The organism is Nostoc spongiaeforme FACHB-130, from assembly GCF_014698475.1.
In the GTDB taxonomy this organism is placed as follows: domain Bacteria; phylum Cyanobacteriota; class Cyanobacteriia; order Cyanobacteriales; family Nostocaceae; genus Nostoc_B; species Nostoc_B spongiaeforme.
Map to the genome: position 1 here is coordinate 42500 of NZ_JACJTB010000001.1, position 18742 is coordinate 61241.

At 42.5% G+C, this 18742-nt stretch carries 15 protein-coding genes; 5 read left to right on the plus strand and 10 right to left on the minus strand.

Features of this window, described 5'->3' with window-relative positions:
• Positions 1–115 precede the first annotated feature (115 nt).
• The 3 genes from H6G74_RS00190 to H6G74_RS00200 all read left to right on the plus strand — a co-directional run bounded on the left by H6G74_RS00190 (position 116) and on the right by H6G74_RS00200 (position 4710).
• Positions 116–838 (plus strand): cyanoexosortase B system-associated protein, encoded by a 723-nt coding sequence (locus H6G74_RS00190; RefSeq protein WP_190965755.1) that lies wholly within the window; start codon positions 116–118, stop codon positions 836–838.
• A gap of 215 nt (positions 839–1053) precedes the next feature.
• Positions 1054–2463, plus strand: a complete 1410-nt coding sequence (locus H6G74_RS00195; RefSeq protein WP_190965756.1) for a polysaccharide biosynthesis/export family protein — start codon at positions 1054–1056, stop codon at positions 2461–2463.
• A 66-nt stretch (positions 2464–2529) separates the two neighbouring features.
• Positions 2530–4710, plus strand: coding sequence for a GumC family protein (locus H6G74_RS00200; RefSeq protein ID WP_190965757.1), 2181 nt, complete (start codon positions 2530–2532; stop codon positions 4708–4710).
• 131 nt (positions 4711–4841) lie between these two features.
• Here the strand turns inward: H6G74_RS00200 and H6G74_RS00205 are convergent, their stop codons facing one another.
• The 7 genes from H6G74_RS00205 to H6G74_RS00235 form a co-directional block, all read right to left on the minus strand.
• A complete protein-coding gene (locus tag H6G74_RS00205; RefSeq protein ID WP_062298195.1) occupies positions 4842–5039 on the minus strand; it encodes a hypothetical protein in 198 nt (65 codons plus the stop codon).
• A gap of 112 nt (positions 5040–5151) precedes the next feature.
• Entirely contained in the window at positions 5152–5781 is a 630-nt protein-coding gene (locus H6G74_RS00210) for a low-complexity tail membrane protein (RefSeq protein ID WP_190965758.1), read from the minus strand.
• Positions 5782–5902: 121 nt separating this feature from the next.
• Positions 5903–9013: a translation initiation factor IF-2 gene (gene infB, locus H6G74_RS00215; protein WP_190965759.1), complete on the minus strand. Its 3111-nt coding sequence runs from the start codon at positions 9011–9013 to the stop codon at positions 5903–5905.
• A 475-nt stretch (positions 9014–9488) separates the two neighbouring features.
• The gene (locus H6G74_RS00220; protein ID WP_190965760.1) at positions 9489–9764 is read right to left on the minus strand and encodes a YlxR family protein; all 276 of its coding nucleotides are present in this window, start codon (positions 9762–9764) and stop codon (positions 9489–9491) included.
• 321 nt (positions 9765–10085) lie between these two features.
• On the minus strand, positions 10086–11399 hold the full coding sequence (gene nusA / locus H6G74_RS00225; RefSeq protein ID WP_190965761.1) for a transcription termination factor NusA: 1314 nt from the start codon (positions 11397–11399) through the stop codon (positions 10086–10088).
• A 140-nt stretch (positions 11400–11539) separates the two neighbouring features.
• Complete coding sequence (gene rimP / locus H6G74_RS00230) at positions 11540–12001, minus strand: ribosome maturation factor RimP (RefSeq protein WP_190965762.1); 462 nt, start codon at positions 11999–12001, stop codon at positions 11540–11542.
• Positions 12002–12273: 272 nt separating this feature from the next.
• Positions 12274–13722: a hypothetical protein gene (locus tag H6G74_RS00235; RefSeq protein WP_190965763.1), complete on the minus strand. Its 1449-nt coding sequence runs from the start codon at positions 13720–13722 to the stop codon at positions 12274–12276.
• 238 nt (positions 13723–13960) lie between these two features.
• Between H6G74_RS00235 and H6G74_RS00240 the strand changes: the two genes are divergently transcribed.
• Positions 13961–14611, plus strand: coding sequence for a peptidoglycan-binding domain-containing protein (locus H6G74_RS00240; RefSeq protein WP_190965764.1), 651 nt, complete (start codon positions 13961–13963; stop codon positions 14609–14611).
• Between the two features lie 95 nt (positions 14612–14706).
• On the opposite strand, the gene H6G74_RS00245 is transcribed toward H6G74_RS00240, so the two are convergent.
• The 3 genes from H6G74_RS00245 to H6G74_RS00255 form a co-directional block, all read right to left on the minus strand.
• Positions 14707–15588, minus strand: coding sequence for an SDH family Clp fold serine proteinase (locus H6G74_RS00245; protein WP_190965765.1), 882 nt, complete (start codon positions 15586–15588; stop codon positions 14707–14709).
• 212 nt (positions 15589–15800) lie between these two features.
• Entirely contained in the window at positions 15801–16352 is a 552-nt protein-coding gene (locus tag H6G74_RS00250) for a hypothetical protein (protein ID WP_190965766.1), read from the minus strand.
• Positions 16349–16900 (minus strand): restriction endonuclease, encoded by a 552-nt coding sequence (locus tag H6G74_RS00255; protein ID WP_190965767.1) that lies wholly within the window; start codon positions 16898–16900, stop codon positions 16349–16351. Before H6G74_RS00255 ends, H6G74_RS00250 begins: the two co-directional genes overlap by 4 nt.
• A 476-nt stretch (positions 16901–17376) precedes the next feature.
• On the opposite strand from H6G74_RS00255, the gene H6G74_RS00260 reads away from it, so the two are divergent.
• Positions 17377–18708: a serine/threonine-protein kinase gene (locus tag H6G74_RS00260; RefSeq protein WP_190965768.1), complete on the plus strand. Its 1332-nt coding sequence runs from the start codon at positions 17377–17379 to the stop codon at positions 18706–18708.
• The last annotated feature ends 34 nt before the right edge of the window (positions 18709–18742 follow it).

Below are 18742 nucleotides of genomic sequence, written 5' to 3' on the forward strand. Positions count from 1 at the left end.
CAGCAATTTCAGCCTATTCTTCTCTACAACCCCATCATTAGAGACTGCTACTTTTACTGAACTCAGAGTACCAATTATTCAGTAAAATCTTGCGTAAATCTTGCAAATTTTACTGATGATTTCCTTTTCCAAGGTTCTCAAAGAAAAACAGGTGACTTATATAATACCTCTGGTATTGTTGCTGCTGCTCTTGGCAATGGGCGCAGTTCCCAGCTACTTAAAAGGGCGCTGGGAATGGAAACAGCCACCACCTGTCACCACCCTCAAGGAATTAAGAAAAATACGCAAAACTGGATTAACCATTCCTGGCTGGGAAACCGTTCAACAAGCCGAACAACAAGTAGGCGAACATAAATGGTCGTTGCAAGTTCTCAAACAAGCAAGTCCACCCACTCAGGTGATTTTGCTATTACTGCCACAAAACGGCCCAAGAGATCAACCGGAAGTGGAATGGACGGAGATTAACGGCTGGGGTAGGTTACGCTGGGGAAAATGGGATATAGCCCAAGAACGTTCTCTGGAATTTTCGGTGAAACCATCCCAAACTGCCAGTTCTAATACTGATGCGTTGGTAAAAGCGAAATTTTTCCGCGTTTCCACTCAACAAGATACCTTTGCTGTTTTACAGTGGTATGCTTTCCCCAATGGTGGCAACCCGTCACCTTTGCGCTGGTTTGTCAAAGATCAATTGGCACAGTTGCAAAAACGCCGGAATCCCTGGGTAGCAGTGAGTATAATGATACCGATTGAGCCTTTGGGTGACGTGGAAACTACTAAGTCTTTAGCTCAGTCTTTGGGTGAAGCGGTGCAAACTACATTAATGGCAAATGCTTTATAGCCAGTTGGTAAGTAATTTGGTTTGTAACTATGTAAACTTAACTCAATAATGTGGAAAACCTGTTATCTTTGATCAATCAATTTCCCAGAGTAGTAAGTTAAAAATTTACCTCTTCTCTATAATCAATTCTGCAACTCCAACCAAATATACAAGTTACTTTCAACCTCAAATAACGACTCGGTAGAATTAATTCTCAATACAGTTTGACTGCACCGATGTTTATAGTTTCCCATCCTTATATACGTGCATTTAGCACTTTATGTTTTGTGAGTTTTCAGGCAGGTGTTTGGCTGACAAATTCTGTTCAACCTGTTGTAGCTCAATCTTTACCATCTCCCGAAACATCACCAGGTCAATTCCCGGTGTTACCACCTGCAAATCCCACCCAGGAAGAATCGCCGCTACAACCTCCTGCACCGCCTCCAAATGCTGATGGTATATTTCCCAATGAAAGTGGCGCAACTTCTTCTCAACTCAATCGTTACCTTTTAGGGCCGGGAGATGCAATTAGTGTGACGTTTCAACGTCCTCCTGGTGCTTATCGCTTGGGGCCAGGGGATTCTGTTAGTGTGCTGGTTCAACGCTTCCCAGATTTAAGTTTCCAAGCTTCAATTAATCCAGAAGGTAATATTGCCGCACCCTTGCTCGGCACAGTACCACTACAAAATTTAACTTTGCAAGAAGCTCAAGACAAAATTCGCTTGTTATTCAATCGTTATGTCATTAATCCTGTAGTTGTGTTGTCTTTGACAGGTCTGCGCCCGGATTTGAGTTTTCAAGCGCAAATTAGTCCCGAAGGCAATATTGTTGTGCCACAGGTGGGTATATTATCTATACAAGGTTTGAGTTTGGCAGAAGCTCAAGAAAAAATTCGCTTAAGTTTAAGTCGGGTCATGGTTGATCCGATGATTTCTGTATCTCTATTGTCCACAAGACCTGTACAAATTACGATTAGCGGTGAGGTTTTTCGCCCAGGCATTTATTCTGTCAGTTCTGCAACCCCAAGAGTTGCTGATGCTTTACTGATAGCTGGTGGTTCTACAATGAGTGCTGACCTGCGCCAAGTGCAAGTACGGCGGACATTAATGGACGGTTCTGTGATTTCACAAAATATTGATTTGTATGCTGCATTGCAAAATGGCGCTTCTGTGCCGAATTTGCGCTTGCAAGATGGTGATGCAGTGATTATCCCCCGTCGGGAGGTGGGTAATGATGATGGTTATGACCGCAATTTAATTGCTCGTTCATCTTTGGCTGTACCACAAATTCGTGTCCGGCTGTTAAACTATGCTGCTGGAGGACTGGTGACACAAACCCTACCAAATGGCAGTACTTTTGTAGATGCTTTGGGGGGAATTAATTTAGATACAGCGAACCTCAGAGATATTGCTTTAATTCGATTCGATCCAGAACGAGGTCGAGCAATTACGCAAAGACTTGATGCCAAAAAAGCACTTTCTGGTGATATATCTCAAAATGTCCCGTTACAAGATAATGATGTTATTGTTGTTGGTCGCAACTTGATTACGAGAATCACCAATATCTTTAGTACAATTACTCGGCCGTTCTTTGATGTTCAAAGTTTTATCCGCTTCTTCCAATTTTTTGGCGGTGGCTCAAATTAAGACATCTCTGGCTTGGTAAATAATTCTTGACCACTATTCTCTCGCTTATTTCTATGTGTCTCTGCTATGACCCCACCAATTGTTAAACGCTATCTAATTTCATTCGAGAAGTACAAGTGGATTGGACTAGCTGGTTTTGGGCTAGTTGTTGTCGGGTCAACAGTGGTGGCTGTACAACCAGATCCGCCAATAAATTACATAGCAAATGCGGCACTGACTTATAATCGTCCACCTGTTTCATTTTCGCTGACGGGGAATGAAATCCAGCAGCAAGGACAAGACTTAAGCGAAGGGGCTTTACTATCAGATCAAATTATTGAAGCAGTCGCAACAAAGGTTAATGTCAAGCCCAAAACTATTGGTACAAATGTGGCTTTGAAGTTACCCGAAAAAGCTGCCAAGGCGGGAGAAGTTGTATCCACAGTAATTGATCTGAAGTATAAAGATACTGATCCAAAACGCGCTCAAGAGGTGCTTCAAGAATTAATGCAAGCAATGATCAAGTTGAGTGCGGAGATTAATACAGGGCGATTAAGAGCAATTATTCAAAAAATTGAAGAACGGATACCCCAGGCGAAAGCAGAATTACAAACGGCGGAAAAAAGATTAGAACAATACGATCGCCGGGAACGTCCAGCAATATTATCAGCAGAAAATGGTAGTCTGTTGGCAGCCATCACAAACAGCCAAAATCAACAGCGACAAATTCAATTAAATATTGCAGGGATTGATGCTCAAATTCTCAGTTTACGCACCAAGTTGGGTTTAGATGTTAATCAGGCTTATGTTTCTTCGGCTTTAAGTGCTGATCCAATTCTGGGAAATTTGCGAACGCAGCTATATCAAACAGAATCGCAAATTGCTTTGCTGCGGAAAGATTTACGCCCTGAACATCCAACGATGATTCAGTTGTATCGTCAAAAAGAAGCCACTGAACAATTAATTCAACAACGTGCTAACGAAGTGATTGGTGGTGGTGGTGCGGCTGCACCTTTGGCGGGAAATATTTCGGGGATTCGCGCCCAAAGTAATTTAGACCCAGCCAGACAAGGGTTAGCGAATCAAATGGTGACTTTGCAAACCCAACGCGACACACTACAACAACAGTTGGCACAGCAAATCCGGGAGGAAGTCCGACTCAGGCAAGAGTATTCTTTAATACCCAACAAACAATTAGAGCGATCGCGCTTGGAACAGGAAGTTGCCCTGAAAAAAGCGGTTTATGACCAAATGCAAGCCAAACTTACTGATTCTAAAACCGCAGAGGCGGAAACTGTTAGTAGCTTAACTGTTGCCCGCTCACCATTAATTATTCCCGAACCCACGAAAGCCAAGAGTGTACCAACTACTTTAGGGATTGGTGGTTTTTTGGGCTTGTTGGTGGGTGGTGGTGTGATATTTTTACTGGGTGCTTTAGAAGGGACATTCAAGACCAAAGAAGATATCCGCGACAGTCTCAAAGAACGAGAAGTGGTGTTACTGGGCGAAATACCTTTAATGTCAGTGGATGATTTACCTCCAGACACAGTACCAGTGGTATTTTCACCAGATTCGCCATATTTAGAGTTTTATGAAAAATTCCGTAGTAATTTACGTCGCTTGGCTGGTAAAGATGTAAAAATACTCCTAATTGCTAGTACTGGCGCTCAAGAAGGCAAAACAGTTAGTGCTTACAATTTGGGTGTGGCTTGCGCTCGTGCTGGGAAACGTACTTTGATTATTGAAACTGATTTGCGATCGCCTTCGCGGGCTGCATCCCTAAAAGTTAATCTCGACCCCGACGCGACTATTGAACCTTTGCGTTATTATGCCAGCTTGAGTGATTGCATTCGCTTAGTACCAGATATAGAAAATTTATACATTATTCCTAGTCCTGGACCTGTACGCCAATCACCAGCTATCATTGAATCTAGCGAAATGCGGCGGCTGATGGAAGATGCTCGTGAACGTTATGATTTAGTAATTTTAGATACTAGCCCTTTAAGTTATTCCAACGATCCTTTGTTGATTCAACCCTACAGCGATGGTATAGTTATGGTCGCCCGGCCGAACTATACACAAGAAAGTTTGTTGGGTGAGGCGCTCGATCAATTACAAGAAGCCGAACTGGGGTTATTGGGTGTAATTATCAACGGTGCTGATATTGAAGTTGCTTTACCAGACACTAAAGAACCATCACCAACCTCTTCACCAGAACCAGAATCAGCAATTGTTGAAGAAATTGACCAGGTTTCCGTAGGGAAGTAAGGGTGTATGGGGCGGAGTGCAGGGGAAAAATTTTTTACCACTCAGCACTTTGCTAAAAATCAAGGGAAGTATGATGATCATGCTTCCCTGAGAATATTACTTGTAAATAAACAAGCTGAATTAAATTGATTTTAGTAAGCTAAAGTTTCTAAAGTCTCTCTTAAATACTTTTGTACTTGCTGTTCTAGGAGCAAACCTTGCAATTGGGTATTACGTTCTAGTTGCCAACGTTGGAAACCGGAACTAGCCGCGATCGCACATTTAAGGCTATACCAAATTTCGGTATCTGCGGGATATTGGAGATTACTAGCAGCAGAAGTTGGAGTCATAGTCCCTGATTCCTCAACTTTAACAGTTATGGCAGTTTTCATTGTGAGTAAATACGAATCTGTCTGAATAAGACAGTGTATACTCTGCGAAGAATTGTTTAGGTTCTGATTTTTAGGGCTGCTGCGAGTTTCTATTACTCCCAATGAAGGATTGAAACAACCTGGGTAAAATTTGATTAACTTGCACCCCTAAAATAGTGAAATCATGCTTGATATTTTCTAAAGATAACGGTTCGATGGCAGCAAATTCTGTGTCATTAGTCACTAAAATCCGTGCCACACTCACGGGAACTTGTAAAAATAAATTACTTGCTAAAAAAGCTAAAGCAGCTAAAAGTAAGCCTAAGCTATGCCATTGCGGCAAAAAGCTAACTAAATGTTGCATTTGGGGTACAACTTTGTAAAGCTGCCACAAGATAACAGTTAATATTATGGCGGCTATCAGAGACAACACCCGATTTAATTTAGTATTAATTAAACAAAGTATCTTGCGCTGTTGTTCTGTTAAATTTTCGGGTTTGAGAGCGATCCCTAAAAGAGAATATATATAAAATGGGCGGCGTAGCTGCATCCACAATAGTGGAGCTACCCCGACAGTGGCGACTAACAATATTTCTCCCCACACCGGGAAGAGTGGTTCACCGATCGCCAAGGACAATAAGCACAAAACCAAGAAAAATGGCAGTGTCGCTAATCCAGCAATGTGAATCCACAATATAGGGTCAGAGCGAAACGAAGACATACTGTAAGTGCTGAGTTTAAAGTGCTGAGTGCTGAGTTGGAAGTTTTGCGTGTGGAACCTAGCTTATTTTCAGTTCGACACACTTCAACTTTCACTGAAACTCAGCACTGAGTGTTGACCACTATCTTGTCAAAGTCAGAGTACGGCGTTTTGTCACCATCTGGTAGGCTTCAATAATGTCGCCTTCTACCCAGTCATGGAATTTATCAACGTTAATACCGCATTCATAACCGGCATTGACTTCCCGAACGTCGTCTTTGATCCGTTTGAGAGAATCAAGGACTCCTTCGTAGACGACTTTACCGCCACGACGCACACGCAGTTTGCAGTTACGTAATAGCTTGCCAGACTGCACATAACAGCCAGCAACGGCTCCTTTACCAACTGGGAAGACAGCACGGACTTCGCACTGACCAAGGGCTTCTTCAACCAACTCTGGTTCCAGTAGACCTTCCAAGGCTCCTTGGATATCTTCGAGGAGTTTATAGATAATGTTATACTCCCGGACATCCACACCAGCCTCATCAGCCGCTTGTCTTGCGCCACTGGCGTAGGTAGTGTTAAAGCCAATGATGACTGCGTTACTAGCAGCAGCTAAGTCAATGTCTGTTTGGGTGATTTCTCCAGCCGATGCTAACAGCATCCGAATCTGCACTTCGTTTTGAGGAATTTGCTTCAGCGAACCAATGATCGCTTCTACAGAACCTTGCACGTCGCCTTTGAGGATTAAGTTGAGTTCCTTCAACTCGCCTTCTTGAGCTTGTGCCGATAGGGTGGTGAGGGTAACACGTCCCTGCAACAGTCGTGATAGACGTTGTTTGTCAGCGCGATCGCCTGCAATACTCCGGGCTTCTTTTTCGTTCTCGAAGACCTCGAAATCATCCCCGGCTGCGGGAACATCACTTAAACCCAACACCTCAACCGCAAAGGAAGGTGTGGCTGCTTCGACTCTCCGTCCACGGTCATCGACCATTGCCCGGACTTTACCAAAGGCTGAACCTGCCACCAGCATATCTCCGACGTGGAGACTACCGTTTTGAATCAACAAGGTAGCAACTGCACCCTTGGCTTTATCCAGGTGAGCTTCAATCACAGTACCTTTAGCTAGGCGATCGGGGTTGGCTGAGAGTTCTTCAACTTCTGCCACCAATAGAATCATTTCCAGGAGTGTATCGAGGTTTTCACCCTTAATCGCACTCACTGGCACCATGATGGTTTCACCACCCCATTCTTCTGGGGTTAAGCCATATTGTGTCAATTCTTGTTTCACCCGGTCTGGTTGTGCGCCTTCTTTATCAATTTTGTTGATAGCGACTACAATTGGCACTTCGGCGGCTTGGGCGTGGCTGATGGCTTCAATTGTTTGGGGACGCACACCATCATCGGCTGCTACTACCAAAATGGCGATATCTGTCACCCTTGCGCCTCTAGCCCGCATTGCGGTGAAGGCTTCGTGACCCGGAGTATCTAAGAAGACAATCTGATGCAGCTTACTGTCATGTTCGATGTCCACATGGTATGCACCGATGTGCTGGGTAATACCGCCAGCTTCTCCAGCCGCAACTTTGGTTTTGCGAATCGAGTCGAGTAGGGTGGTTTTACCGTGGTCTACGTGACCCATGATGGTTACAACAGGCGGACGACGAATCAGATATTCTAAATCTGCTACGTCGATCATCTCTGTGACTTTCCGCGCTTCTGCTTCTGGTTCGGCGGTTTCGACTTCTACTTCTAACTCTTTACCTACTAAGGTGATGGTGGGGATATCCAAATTTTGGGTGATACTCACCGCCATACCTTTGAGGAACAGGATTTTTACAATCTCTGTATCTGCCACTACCAGTTCGTTGGCGAGTTCCTGCACAGTCATCGGGCCTGTGACCACGATTTTGGCTGGGCGATCGCGTTTTGGCTCTGCTTCTTGACGACGGTTCTGTTCACCGCGATTTGAGGTAGTTCTCTTGCCCCTAACAGTTGGGGTAGCCACGGATGTGGGTGCTGTTTGGGCTGGTCGCGCTGCTTTTGGTTTTGGCGGACGAGCGATCGAAAGAGTTGCCTGGATGGTAGCCGGGATGTCTAGACCTTCTTCTAGCAAATCATCATCTTCAAAGTCATCTTCCAGAATTGGTTTGACCCGCTTGCCTTTGGGGGCACCTTTGCCGGATTTCTCTTTAACTTCGTCGATGATTTCTTCTTCTTGCCATTTTTTACCACCTTTGGCTAAACGAGGTGGCGTAGGACGTTTTAAGTCTAAGAGGTCTGGAACGACGGGTTCATCATCAACCCCGATTTTGCCTGTGGCTGCACCTGTAGGTCTGCTAGGCGGAGTTGCCAAGGGTACAGTCGCCGCCGATTCTGATTGACGCACTGGTCTTTGGGGACGTGGTACATCTCCTGAACCTGGAGCCGAGTTCCGATTTGTGCGCGGTTCGGCTTTGACAGGCCCTGAACTCTGGCGACTTTGCTTGGGTGCTGGGGATGAGTCTGAGTGAGACTGAGATGGTTTACCAGCCTTAGTTGGTTTACTGTTGCTACTTTGGTCGCGATCGCGCTTCAGTATCGGTTTTTCTGCCGTACTTGACCCACCAACTGCGGGTTTTTCCGCTTCTGGTCTGGCAGGTGGCGCTGATAATTGCGGTTTTTGCGGTTTTTCTGGTCTGGACTTATGCGAAGGCGCTCTTTCTGGTTTTTCTGCTGCTGTGTTTTCTGCTAAAGGCGCATTTGCTTTTTGGGGTGCATCTGTAACAGCAGGTACCTGTGAGTTCTCAGATTGATTCCGGGGTACTGGTCTGGTTGGTGCCGTCGGCTTCATGGATGAGACTGGTGTAGCGAAGGGCCGTGGAGGTGCTGGAGAATTGACTTCAGAAGAAGCTGATTGATTCTGATTAGCAACTGATGCCTCTGGGGCATTGGTGTTAGGATTTCTCAATATTTTGGGTTTACGAATTTCCAAAATTTGTTGTTTGTGTGGTGGTGGTGCAGGTCGGCTATGAGAGCCTGGTTGATGTGAGTTTGGTTTTGGGGGGTGTGTTCCTATTTCTCTTTTAGGTGTTCCATTCGTTACTGCCAATTTTTCGGCAGCCGTCCGGATTCGTTCTGCCTCTGATTCTGAAATTGTGCTGCTATGGCTTTTGACCGCAATATTGAGCTGGTCGCAAATTGCTAATAGCTCTTTGTTATCCAAATTCAATTCCTTTGATAATTCATAAATTCTAACTTTGCCGTTGTTCATCCACTCTTCCCCTTTAATTTACAGTTTTTTGGCGGATGGTTGCCTGGGAGTGCGACATCTCCATCCTTAGATCACTGTTTTTCGGTTGCCCTTGGTAATTTTGCCGGTGCCTCCAATCAGGAAAGAGAGATGTTTCAGGTTAATGTTGGCATCTGTGCCAAATTTGGCTGTTGACTGGCTCCCATAAAAATTTTGTTAATAAAAAAAATTTATTGGAACTGGTGATGCCGAATTGCGCCTGATCGCTACCAGGTTGCCATTCTGTAGTTTTTTGTTTTGCTGATTCTGAGTCTTCCACAACACAATCGAGTAAAACTTTCTGGGAGCATTGCTAGGTTCTTTTTTCAAGAGCCGCTCGCAAACTACGCCCTTTTACTATTTTGGCACTAACCCCAACAATTGCAGAGGGTGTGTTTGAAGCGCGAGTAGTTCGGCTTTAGGCACAATCCTCTGGGGATTACCGCCACCAAGTTTTTCAACCTGATATTTGATTTTGGTGATGACTTGGGGTTAGACGTTGCCACAATGTTTGGTACAGTGTTTCTGGCACTGATGCTTGTAGCGATCGCCCTAATCTATTCTTTTTTTGTGCCGTTTGCAAACAAGTTGCTTGCGGACAAAGATAGGCAGAACGCCCCATGCCCTCATATAATTGTACCTTTCCCGATGGAAAGACGCGGACAATCCGCCAAAAGTCTTGCTTCAAGCCGACTTTGCGGCAACTAATACAACGCCGATAATTCGGTTTCATCAGTTTTTTATAGGCATGAAGTCAAACAATTAAGAATTTTGGATTTACCTCCCTAATGAATAATCATGGCTGAACCGGAATTTTAAATTTTTTATTAATTCCATCAGCAAATTATGACTCAGTAGTTTTATAGCAAAGTTAAGCTATTACAGCTAATCTTTTACTAATACCTCATATTTTCTCAAGTAATTATTAAAACTCTTCCTGAGCTAAATATTAGCAGAACTATAGCCATCGTATTTGCTTTATCCTGTGCTGGTTGAAGCGGAGATTTGTTGCTAATTCCTATAGAGACTGCTATTTCTCCAGAAAATTAAGAAATTATTCTGTTTCATCCAGATCAAAAGATTCATCGTCTAATTCTTGTTGGTTTTCTGCCTCTAATTCTTCGAGTTCCAGATCATCATCTTCTAAGTCGATGTCATCTTCCTCTAGTTCCATTTGTTCTTGCTCTAGTTGAGCTTGGGCGCGGACAGCTGCAAATTTCTCATCTTCGCCTGCATGGTCGTACTTGGCTTTATCTTTAATATCGATTTTCCAACCAGTCAAGCGAGCTGCAAGGCGGACGTTTTGACCTTCTTTGCCAATTGCCAAACTCAGTTGGTCTTCGGCTACTAAGACGTGAGTTTGCCGCGTTTCCGGGTCCATCAGGCGGACTTCATCTACTCTGGCTGGACTTAAGGCGTTGGCAATATATGTAGCTGGGTCGGGCGACCAACGAATTACATCGATTTTTTCGCCGCGTAATTCATTCACTACTACTTGAATGCGTGATCCCCGTGCGCCAATACAAGCACCTACTGGGTCAACATCTCGATCTAAGGTGTCTACAGCGATTTTTGTCCGGGGGCCGACATAACGCGATGGTGGATTTGCTTCCCGTGCGACAGCGACTATCCGCACCACTTCATCTTCGATTTCTGGAACTTCGTTGGCAAACAAATAAACCACTAACCCAGCATCAGCGCGGGATACTAAAAGCTGTGGCCCCCGTTGTTGCCCTTGGGAAACTTTCTTTAGGTAGACTTTAAAGGTGGCATTGGCACGATAATTATCGTTTGGTAGCTGTTCTCGCTTTGGTAACTCGGCTTCTACTTCTGGCTGACCAAAAGTACTGCTAACTGCCAAAATGACTGATTGTCTTTCAAAGCGCAGAACTCTGGCTTGCAAGACGGTTCCTTCTAAATCTTGGAACTCTTCTTGCACCATTTGGCGTTGTTGATCCCGTAATTTTTGCGCCAGGACTTGTTTAGTTTGCATGGCGGCCATCCGACCAAATTCGCCTTGATCGGGGGTGACATCCAAAACTACAGAATCACCTAATTGGGCTTCGGGCGCGACTTGCTGCACTTCGTCTAAAGAAATTTGATGGTCGGTGTTGTTAACTTCTTCAACGATGGTTTTTGTGGAGAGGACACGAAATCCTTCTTCATCAATATCGAGTTCCACTTCAAAATTGTCAAAGTAATCTTCATCAAATTGCCTGCGTTCTATATTTTGAGCGCGGCGATAACGTTCATAACCCTTGAGTAGTGCTTCTCGAATGGCTGATTGCACTGCTAACCGTGGTAAGTTTCGCTCCCGACTAATACTTTCAATTAATTCTTTTAATCCTGGTAGACTAACCATTGACATAAGCAATCTCCTTATAAAAGTGAGGGAATAGGGAGTAGGGAGTAGGGAGTAGGAAAAAGCATTAAGGAATAGGGATTAGAGAAAAGATTGAATCTAGTCCCTAGTCCCTAGCCTCTAATCTCTAGACCCTAATCCCTCGTTTATCGACGTTCGTCTAGTTGCACCCTAGTAATGAGAGAACGAGGAATCTCCACTACCCGACCTTTTTGATTTAAATAAATGTTGGTTTCATCCCGGCGAATCAACTGACCATTCCACTCTGTTTGTCCTTCATGGGGTGGCGAAGTGGAAACAATCACAGGAAATCCTTTGAAGGAAATAAATTCCCGGTCAGTTACCAATTGGCGTGAAATACCTGGACTAGACACTTCCAAGACATAGGCATCTGGAATGATCTCCACTGCATCTAAGCAGGCTTCTAAAGCGCGGCTCATCCTTTCACAATCATCCAAACCAGTATCTTGCTGGGGATTACGGATGTCTACCCGCAATACTGGTGGACGTTGGTTAGTATGAAAAACTGCGCCAACGACTTCTAATCCCAGTTGTTCTGCTACTGGTGTCGCCAAATCGATAATTTGTGGGACTAACGGATGAGTCATGCGAAATTTCAATAAAAAAAGTGGGCTTCGACCCACTTCCTGCGATAGGGATATCTTCCAAGAAGTCTTGTAACGAACTGATGATAGTTCGCCCTAAATTGAGTGTAGCGCATTTCTCTAAGAGTCAATAGTTAAATGGTTATTTGTTATTAGTCAGTGGTCAATGGCTAGGGGGCTAGGGGTAGGGAGAAAAAGAAATATATCCTCTATGGAAAAATGAATATTTTATTTTCTCTAAGCCCCTGGGAGAATAAAATTTCAAAGTTCGTACTTTATTTATCTCTCATTTCGACGATCGCAGTACTTTGCTCAACGATGGGCTGAATGTATGCTTGTGTTCTTAGCTGTCTGGTTTGCTCGACGATGCTTTCGATGTCTTCTTGGGATAGACGTTGAACGTAGTTGAGCTTGATTTCTTCTAAGAAATCAAATAACAAGCTTTGAATTTCGGCTGTGACTTTTTTTTGCTGTACTTCTGCGCCTAAAGCGTTGGTGAAGCTTTGGGCGAGTTGGGTTGTTAATTTTGCACCCACGGGATCTTGGATAGCACTGACTAAAACGCTGTATAAGCTGGTGGTGATTTGAGTTGCTAATTGTTCGCTGAGTTGGGTTTGGGCTTGTCCAATGCCTGGGAATGTTTGAAGATTGCGGTACAGGGGAACTTGATTGAGTACTGTGTCGATGTTGTGGCGCAAAATTGCTGCTATGTCGGGCTGAATTTTGGGTAAAACTTCATAGACGACGGTTTGGGTTAAAATGCCTGCGATCGCTTCGATTTCATTAACATTATTAATATCAACATAGGGACGTAAGTTTTCTTGTTGCGATATCCAACGGGTAAAATCTCCTTGTTTAATCGAAATTTGAATTTGGTTGATCACCCGCACCACCACAATTTCCGTGAGTTCTTCGGCAAAATTCGCTACAACTGTTTGACTCATTTGGTGCTGTAATGGTTGCAAATTTAATAGTTGCGCTTGGTCGAGACGCACAATTACAGGTATAACTCGCAACCATCGACAAAACGGCATCAGCAGAAATAAGTCATACCAACGGTCAAATACTGCATTTAACCAACTAGAACCGGGGTGGCGACGCTTGATGTAAAAGATGCGTGCGAGCAACTCAATCGCAAAGATGGTGACAAATGGTAGGTCAATCAGCCAAAAATAATCGAGATATTCGCTATTTTCACCGATTTGGCGGTAATAGTTGCTGGCGATTAAAGGACTAATTTTTTGGTTGAAAAAGGTAATTTCTTGATTCCAGCCTTGTTGAGAGAGGTAGGCTTGACTCCAGAAAGTAGCAAACGACTGCTTGGCGGAATCTTTACCGATGCGATCGCGCATTCGGTTTTTAATTTTTTCCAGAGTACCACTCTTGCCAACGGCTGCAAATGGGTTACTATCAATCATCTCCACACTCAGATGGCTGAGTTCGTCAAGTTTCGCCTTCGCCTGTGGAGATGTTAAACCTGTCTGGCTCACTTGTTCTTTGAGGGCATCTATTGCTTTTAAATAACTTTGAGTTTCTCTATGGGCGGCGATACCTTTAATTGGATCATAAATTTGAGTTATTTGCGGTAATCTCCGCAGATAAAAATCCCGCCATTGTACATAAGTCAAATCAAACACAACTAAACCTAAGTTGACTGTGGCCACCAGTGCCATCAACCTTTCAAACCAAAGGTTTTTGTGTTTTGGCAAGGTTTGATTAACCATTTTTTTGTTTTCGATTATACAAGCTTTAAGTATTTAGTTATAACCCAATTAAAGAGTTGAGAAGTAGACATAGAAAATCTAAATACTTCTCTAGCAAGATTGCCAAAAATTTATATCAGTTTTATTTAATTTTAATTAATCACAAATGATTAAACATTGAGACAAAAGTCTTCAAGAAACGTAAAATGCACCTGTTAATCTCTATATAATGCTGATTTAACTGCAAGGAGTTTGAGATATGTGGTGTGGGTTTAATAAATCCAGCGCGATTATTGCGGCTACTTGCCTTATAAGCGCCGGTGTCATCATTTCTGACAGTTCCTTTGCTGCCCGTCAACGTAACTATACACCCCAAGAATTTAGGGCTGTGTTGCATGGGCTAGGTTACAAAGTTAAAGTCTCCAATACACCTTTAACAGACGAGGAAACCAAAAAAGCAATCCGTGATTTTCAAAAAGGCTACAAGCTTGGTGTTGATGGAATAGCAGGGCCAAAAACTCAAGACTTTGCTGCCAATATTGTGCAGATTCTACAAGCCAATTTAAATGCAGTCCTCAAGCCCAATCCGTCCCTTCCCCGCGATCAATTCTTTGGCCCACGCACAGAAGAGTTAATTAAGGAATATCAGAAAAAAAATCAGCTTTCAGAAACCGGAATTGCTGATTTAGCACTCCGTCAGAAGCTAGATGCAGCAGCAAAGGAAGTTATAGGTAAACCTAAACCCCAGCCAACGGCTAAACCGACAGCTAAACCGACAGTTCAACCAAATACAACCTCAACGCCAACACCGACAGCTACGCCAACAGCAACACCAACCGCGCCACCAACTCCCACACCGACACTAACACCAACACAGGCACCAACACCGACAGGAACACCAACACCTTAAATGTTATAGCTGTAGTCAGATAAATTAAGAAATCGCTGATGGCTACAGCTTGATAGACTGAGTGTGAACTCAGCACTCAGCACTCAGCACTTAATCTAAGCTTCTTCTAAAGGTCTACCTTTGGGTGTTGGTAAAATTGGACGACGGTCATCATAAGGCATAGGAATATACTGGACAGTTGGCCGTCCTCCCTGGGGTTGGGGATACAAATCCATCAAGTCGTAAATAGAACGGGGTAGTCCGACTGTGACAGGTAAGCCCATTTCTGTAGCTTCTTCCACCGTGACAGGATAATCATGAGTCACACGTCCAGTTGTCAAAGCATCAATAATCGGTTCAATATTTTCTGGCTGAACCTTTTGTTTAGGGATGTTATCTTTTAGCAGCGTCCGCACAAAGCGTTGTACTTGTTGAATGGCTTTTTCTGCTTGGTCAGCCATAATTAAAGTCTGGTCATCAATCTCGCTGATGGGTTTATCTTTGACTACCTTTAAAATACTGGCTGCGGGGAGGTTTCCTAATTGGGGATCAACAGGCCCTAAAACAGCGTTCGCATCCATAACAATTTCATCAGCAGCCAAAGCCAGCATTGTGCCACCACTCATAGCATAGTGTGGGATAAAAACTGTCACCTTGGAAGGGTGACGAATTAACGCCCTGGCAATTTGTTCGGTAGCGAGTACCAAACCGCCAGGAGTGTGCAGAATCAAATCAATGGGAACATCTGGGGGTGTGAGGCGAATCGCCCGCAAGATTTGTTCTGAATCTTCAATGGTGATGTAGCGTGATAAGGGAATGCCGAGTAAACTGATCGATTCTTGACGGTGTATTAGTAAAATTACCCGCGTTTTGCGTTCTTGTTGAAATTCTTGTAAGGCGCGAAAACGTCGATATTCTACTTGGCGCTTTTGCCAGAGAGGCTGTAGGGAAGAGAGCAGTAGAAAAATCCAGAATAAATCACCAATACCGAAGCCCATAGGTTTGATTGTCCAAAAATAACGGTTATCGTCATTTATTGTGACAATTTTTGATTCACAGCAGGTCTATCTAGGGGTTTATCTCTATTAACAAGGGGTGTAGGGGAGGAAAGAGAGACAGGGAGGATAAGGGAGACAAGGTTGGGTGGAACGAGATGAAAACTAACACATAATCTGTGTTTTCAAGAAAATTATCTATTCAAAACGGGTGATTAATTAATCACTACAGAAGATGGAATTAGGGATGTGATAAAAGCTATTATTGATTCTATTAATTGATGTTGTTGTAATATTTTTATTTCTGCATCTGTGATGTTTTCAAATATTTTTACATTTATTTGTTCACCTTTTCCAAATACTAGTTCTAAAAACTCTTTAGGTTTACTTTGGGCTAATTGCCATTCTAAATCATTAAATTTGCGTTGTGCTATTTTTTCAATTAATGATTTATCTTGTAGAAATACAATTTCTATTTCGGGAACTGCAAAAAATATTTGATAGGGAATCCCTGGTGATGCTTGATTTAGCGCATAGTTAATTAAATCATGTCTTTCCCATATTTGAGATTCGTTATCTGTATCTGCATCTAAGACAAGAGCAACAGGTGTATTTCGAGTCGCAAGCAATGAACTAGCTAAAGAACGCGCACCATAAGAGCTTTCACCTGCTATAAATTGAATATCTTGAGTCAGATTTTTTGGCAGTAATTTTTGTAAAATTTCTTTATCTTTATTGCCTACTGTAATTATGTATACCAATGTCATATAAAAATCTCCGTTTTAATGTCGTAATTAGGGATACATTTTTGAACACAAACACGATATTTTTTTACTAGAAATCTACATATACATTGATTTGTAAGTGAGTATTCAATTTCTTCTCCTCGCCACAATAGAATAGTTTGGGGTGCGACAAATCCAGTTAAAGTTACTGCTGATTCTGTAAAGCCACTGCGGCTAAACACGCTACCAATAGCTGTTGCTGATCTTCTTAGTAGTTGATTTCGTAACTTTGCTATGGGTTCAATATTAACTTCTTTGGCTGTATCCTTACATTCTATTAAGCAGGCTAGACCGTCTGTATATACTACGCCGTCAATTTGTTCTACTATTGTATCTTGAATTTTCACGGTATAAGGCCAAGCAATTTCCGCTCCATCAAGTTGGAATGCACGTAAAACTAAATATTCTAATGCTTTACCTTCATCCCAAAAGTTTGAAGTATTTTTTGTTTTAATTTCTGACCATAATATCTTTAAATCGTCCCAGGCATAAGTGATAATTCTTGCTTGATATTCTGCATCTGTAGTCATGCTTGCACGTCAGGTTTAGTCTGTTAAATATTTAAATTAATATTACATGATTACAATTTTAAAAAGTGATGATAATGCTAACAAAATACTCTCTGTAGGTTGGGTGAAACGAAGTGAAACCCAACAGATATTTTTACTCTTCACAACAACAATTTTACATATTAAATTAACTGTTTTAAATTAGAATGAAACTTGAAACGTAATATGCAGGATTTACATCTCTATTTCATATAAACCAATATGCTTCATTTACTTAGAAAAGTAGGCACAAAGATGTTGGGTTTCGCTATCGCTTCACCCAACCTACAACTACGACTATATCTAGAATAGGTGAATAGAAATTCTATGTCCACCAGTCTAATCGCTATTTTAGTGATGTTATACCACTCCAGGTCTAATTTTTAATGCTGGGCAAGATATAAAAAAAATCTTATAACAGTAATCATATTGATTTGCGAGTTTATTTGTACAAATTTATGATTATTTGGCAGCCCAATCAAAAAATCAACAACGGTAGATTTATTATTCAGGGTAAACCCTTGGGTAGTGGTGGTTTTGGTATCACCTACAAAGCCTTGGAAGCCAGCACAGGAAAACTATACGCCATCAAAACCCTGAATCAGCAAATGCAACTCAGAAACGACTTTGCTGAACAACAGGTTAAATTTATTAACGAAGCCTTGACTATTAAAAGTTTTGATCATCCCCATATTCTCAAAGTTAATGAAGTCATCCAAGAAAGTGAACTGTTTGGCGTGGTGATGGAATATATAGATGGGGTCACTTTATTTCAATACATCCAAAATAAAGGACAATTATCAGAAACAGCAGCATTGTTATACATAGACCAAATCAGTCAAGCCTTAGAATGGATTCATCAAAAGGGACATTTACACCGAGATATAAAACCCGAAAATATTATCCTCCGACAGCATAAACAAGAAGTGGTTCTTATTGACTTTGGTTTAACCCGGAGTATTGCTAACCAAAGCATGACTAACGCATTAACTCAAGGTTATGCACCCATTGAACAATATAGACGCAAAGGTAATTTTGGTACTCATACAGATGTTTATGCCTTAGCAGCCACTTTATATTATTTGCTCACGGCTGATGGACTGAAAAAAGAGGGCGAAATAAGCCCTGTACCTGCGCCAAATCGTAAGTTTGATGATGAACCTTTGCCAGAACCACGAAGTTATAATCCCCGAATTAGTCAGAGAGTGAATGATGCAATTCTTAAGGGAATGAAGTTAGAACCGGAAGAACGTACTCCCACAGTTCTAGAATTTAGGAAAAATTTGGGTTTGTTTAGTAGTGGTAATCAGGGAGAAGTACAAATAAAATCACCTGTGGGTATAGACTACCGTAAACTGCGTGACTTACTCGCGGCGGGTAAGTGGAAAGAAGCAGATGCAGAAACAGCACGGGTAATGTTAGCTGTGATGAAACGGGAAAAGGAAGGTTGGTTACGAGTAGAGGACATTGATAATTTTCCTTGTGAAGACCTCCGCACTATTGACCAGTTGTGGGTAAAATACAGCGATGGAAAGTTTGGGTTCTCTGTTCAAAAGCTTATTTATCAAAGCTTGGGCGGAACAAGAAACTACGACGATAAAATTTGGCAAGCCTTTGGCGACAAGGTAGGATGGCAGAAAGGAGAAAGGTGGTTATACTACAATGGTCTTACTTTTGATATAACAGCACTAAAAGCACACCTTCCTACACCTCTAGCGATAGGGTTTTCTTGCTTCGATGGATTTTATGTAAAGGCTCTCTTCTCTCGCATCGAGACTTGTAAAGTTTAATATATAAAGGTTACAGGGAATTATAAAAACACAG

Bases quoted from the DNA above. Each gene is read 5' to 3' on its own strand.
- H6G74_RS00210 (WP_190965758.1), bottom strand. From the start codon at position 5,781: ATGTCTTCGTTTCGCTCTGACCCTATATTGTGGATTCACATTGCTGGA.
- nusA (WP_190965761.1), bottom strand. From the start codon at position 11,399: ATGTCAATGGTTAGTCTACCAGGATTAAAAGAATTAATTGAAAGTATT.
- H6G74_RS00200 (WP_190965757.1), top strand. From the start codon at position 2,530: ATGACCCCACCAATTGTTAAACGCTATCTAATTTCATTCGAGAAGTAC.
- H6G74_RS00245 (WP_190965765.1), bottom strand. From the start codon at position 15,588: ATGGGCTTCGGTATTGGTGATTTATTCTGGATTTTTCTACTGCTCTCT.
- H6G74_RS00235 (WP_190965763.1), bottom strand. From the start codon at position 13,722: ATGGTTAATCAAACCTTGCCAAAACACAAAAACCTTTGGTTTGAAAGG.
- H6G74_RS00220 (WP_190965760.1), bottom strand. From the start codon at position 9,764: ATGAAACCGAATTATCGGCGTTGTATTAGTTGCCGCAAAGTCGGCTTG.
- H6G74_RS00240 (WP_190965764.1), top strand. From the start codon at position 13,961: ATGTGGTGTGGGTTTAATAAATCCAGCGCGATTATTGCGGCTACTTGC.
- rimP (WP_190965762.1), bottom strand. From the start codon at position 12,001: ATGACTCATCCGTTAGTCCCACAAATTATCGATTTGGCGACACCAGTA.
- H6G74_RS00260 (WP_190965768.1), top strand. From the start codon at position 17,377: ATGATTATTTGGCAGCCCAATCAAAAAATCAACAACGGTAGATTTATT.
- infB (WP_190965759.1), bottom strand. From the start codon at position 9,013: ATGAACAACGGCAAAGTTAGAATTTATGAATTATCAAAGGAATTGAAT.
- H6G74_RS00250 (WP_190965766.1), bottom strand. From the start codon at position 16,352: ATGACATTGGTATACATAATTACAGTAGGCAATAAAGATAAAGAAATT.
- H6G74_RS00190 (WP_190965755.1), top strand. From the start codon at position 116: ATGATTTCCTTTTCCAAGGTTCTCAAAGAAAAACAGGTGACTTATATA.
- H6G74_RS00195 (WP_190965756.1), top strand. From the start codon at position 1,054: ATGTTTATAGTTTCCCATCCTTATATACGTGCATTTAGCACTTTATGT.
- H6G74_RS00205 (WP_062298195.1), bottom strand. From the start codon at position 5,039: ATGACTCCAACTTCTGCTGCTAGTAATCTCCAATATCCCGCAGATACC.
- H6G74_RS00255 (WP_190965767.1), bottom strand. From the start codon at position 16,900: ATGACTACAGATGCAGAATATCAAGCAAGAATTATCACTTATGCCTGG.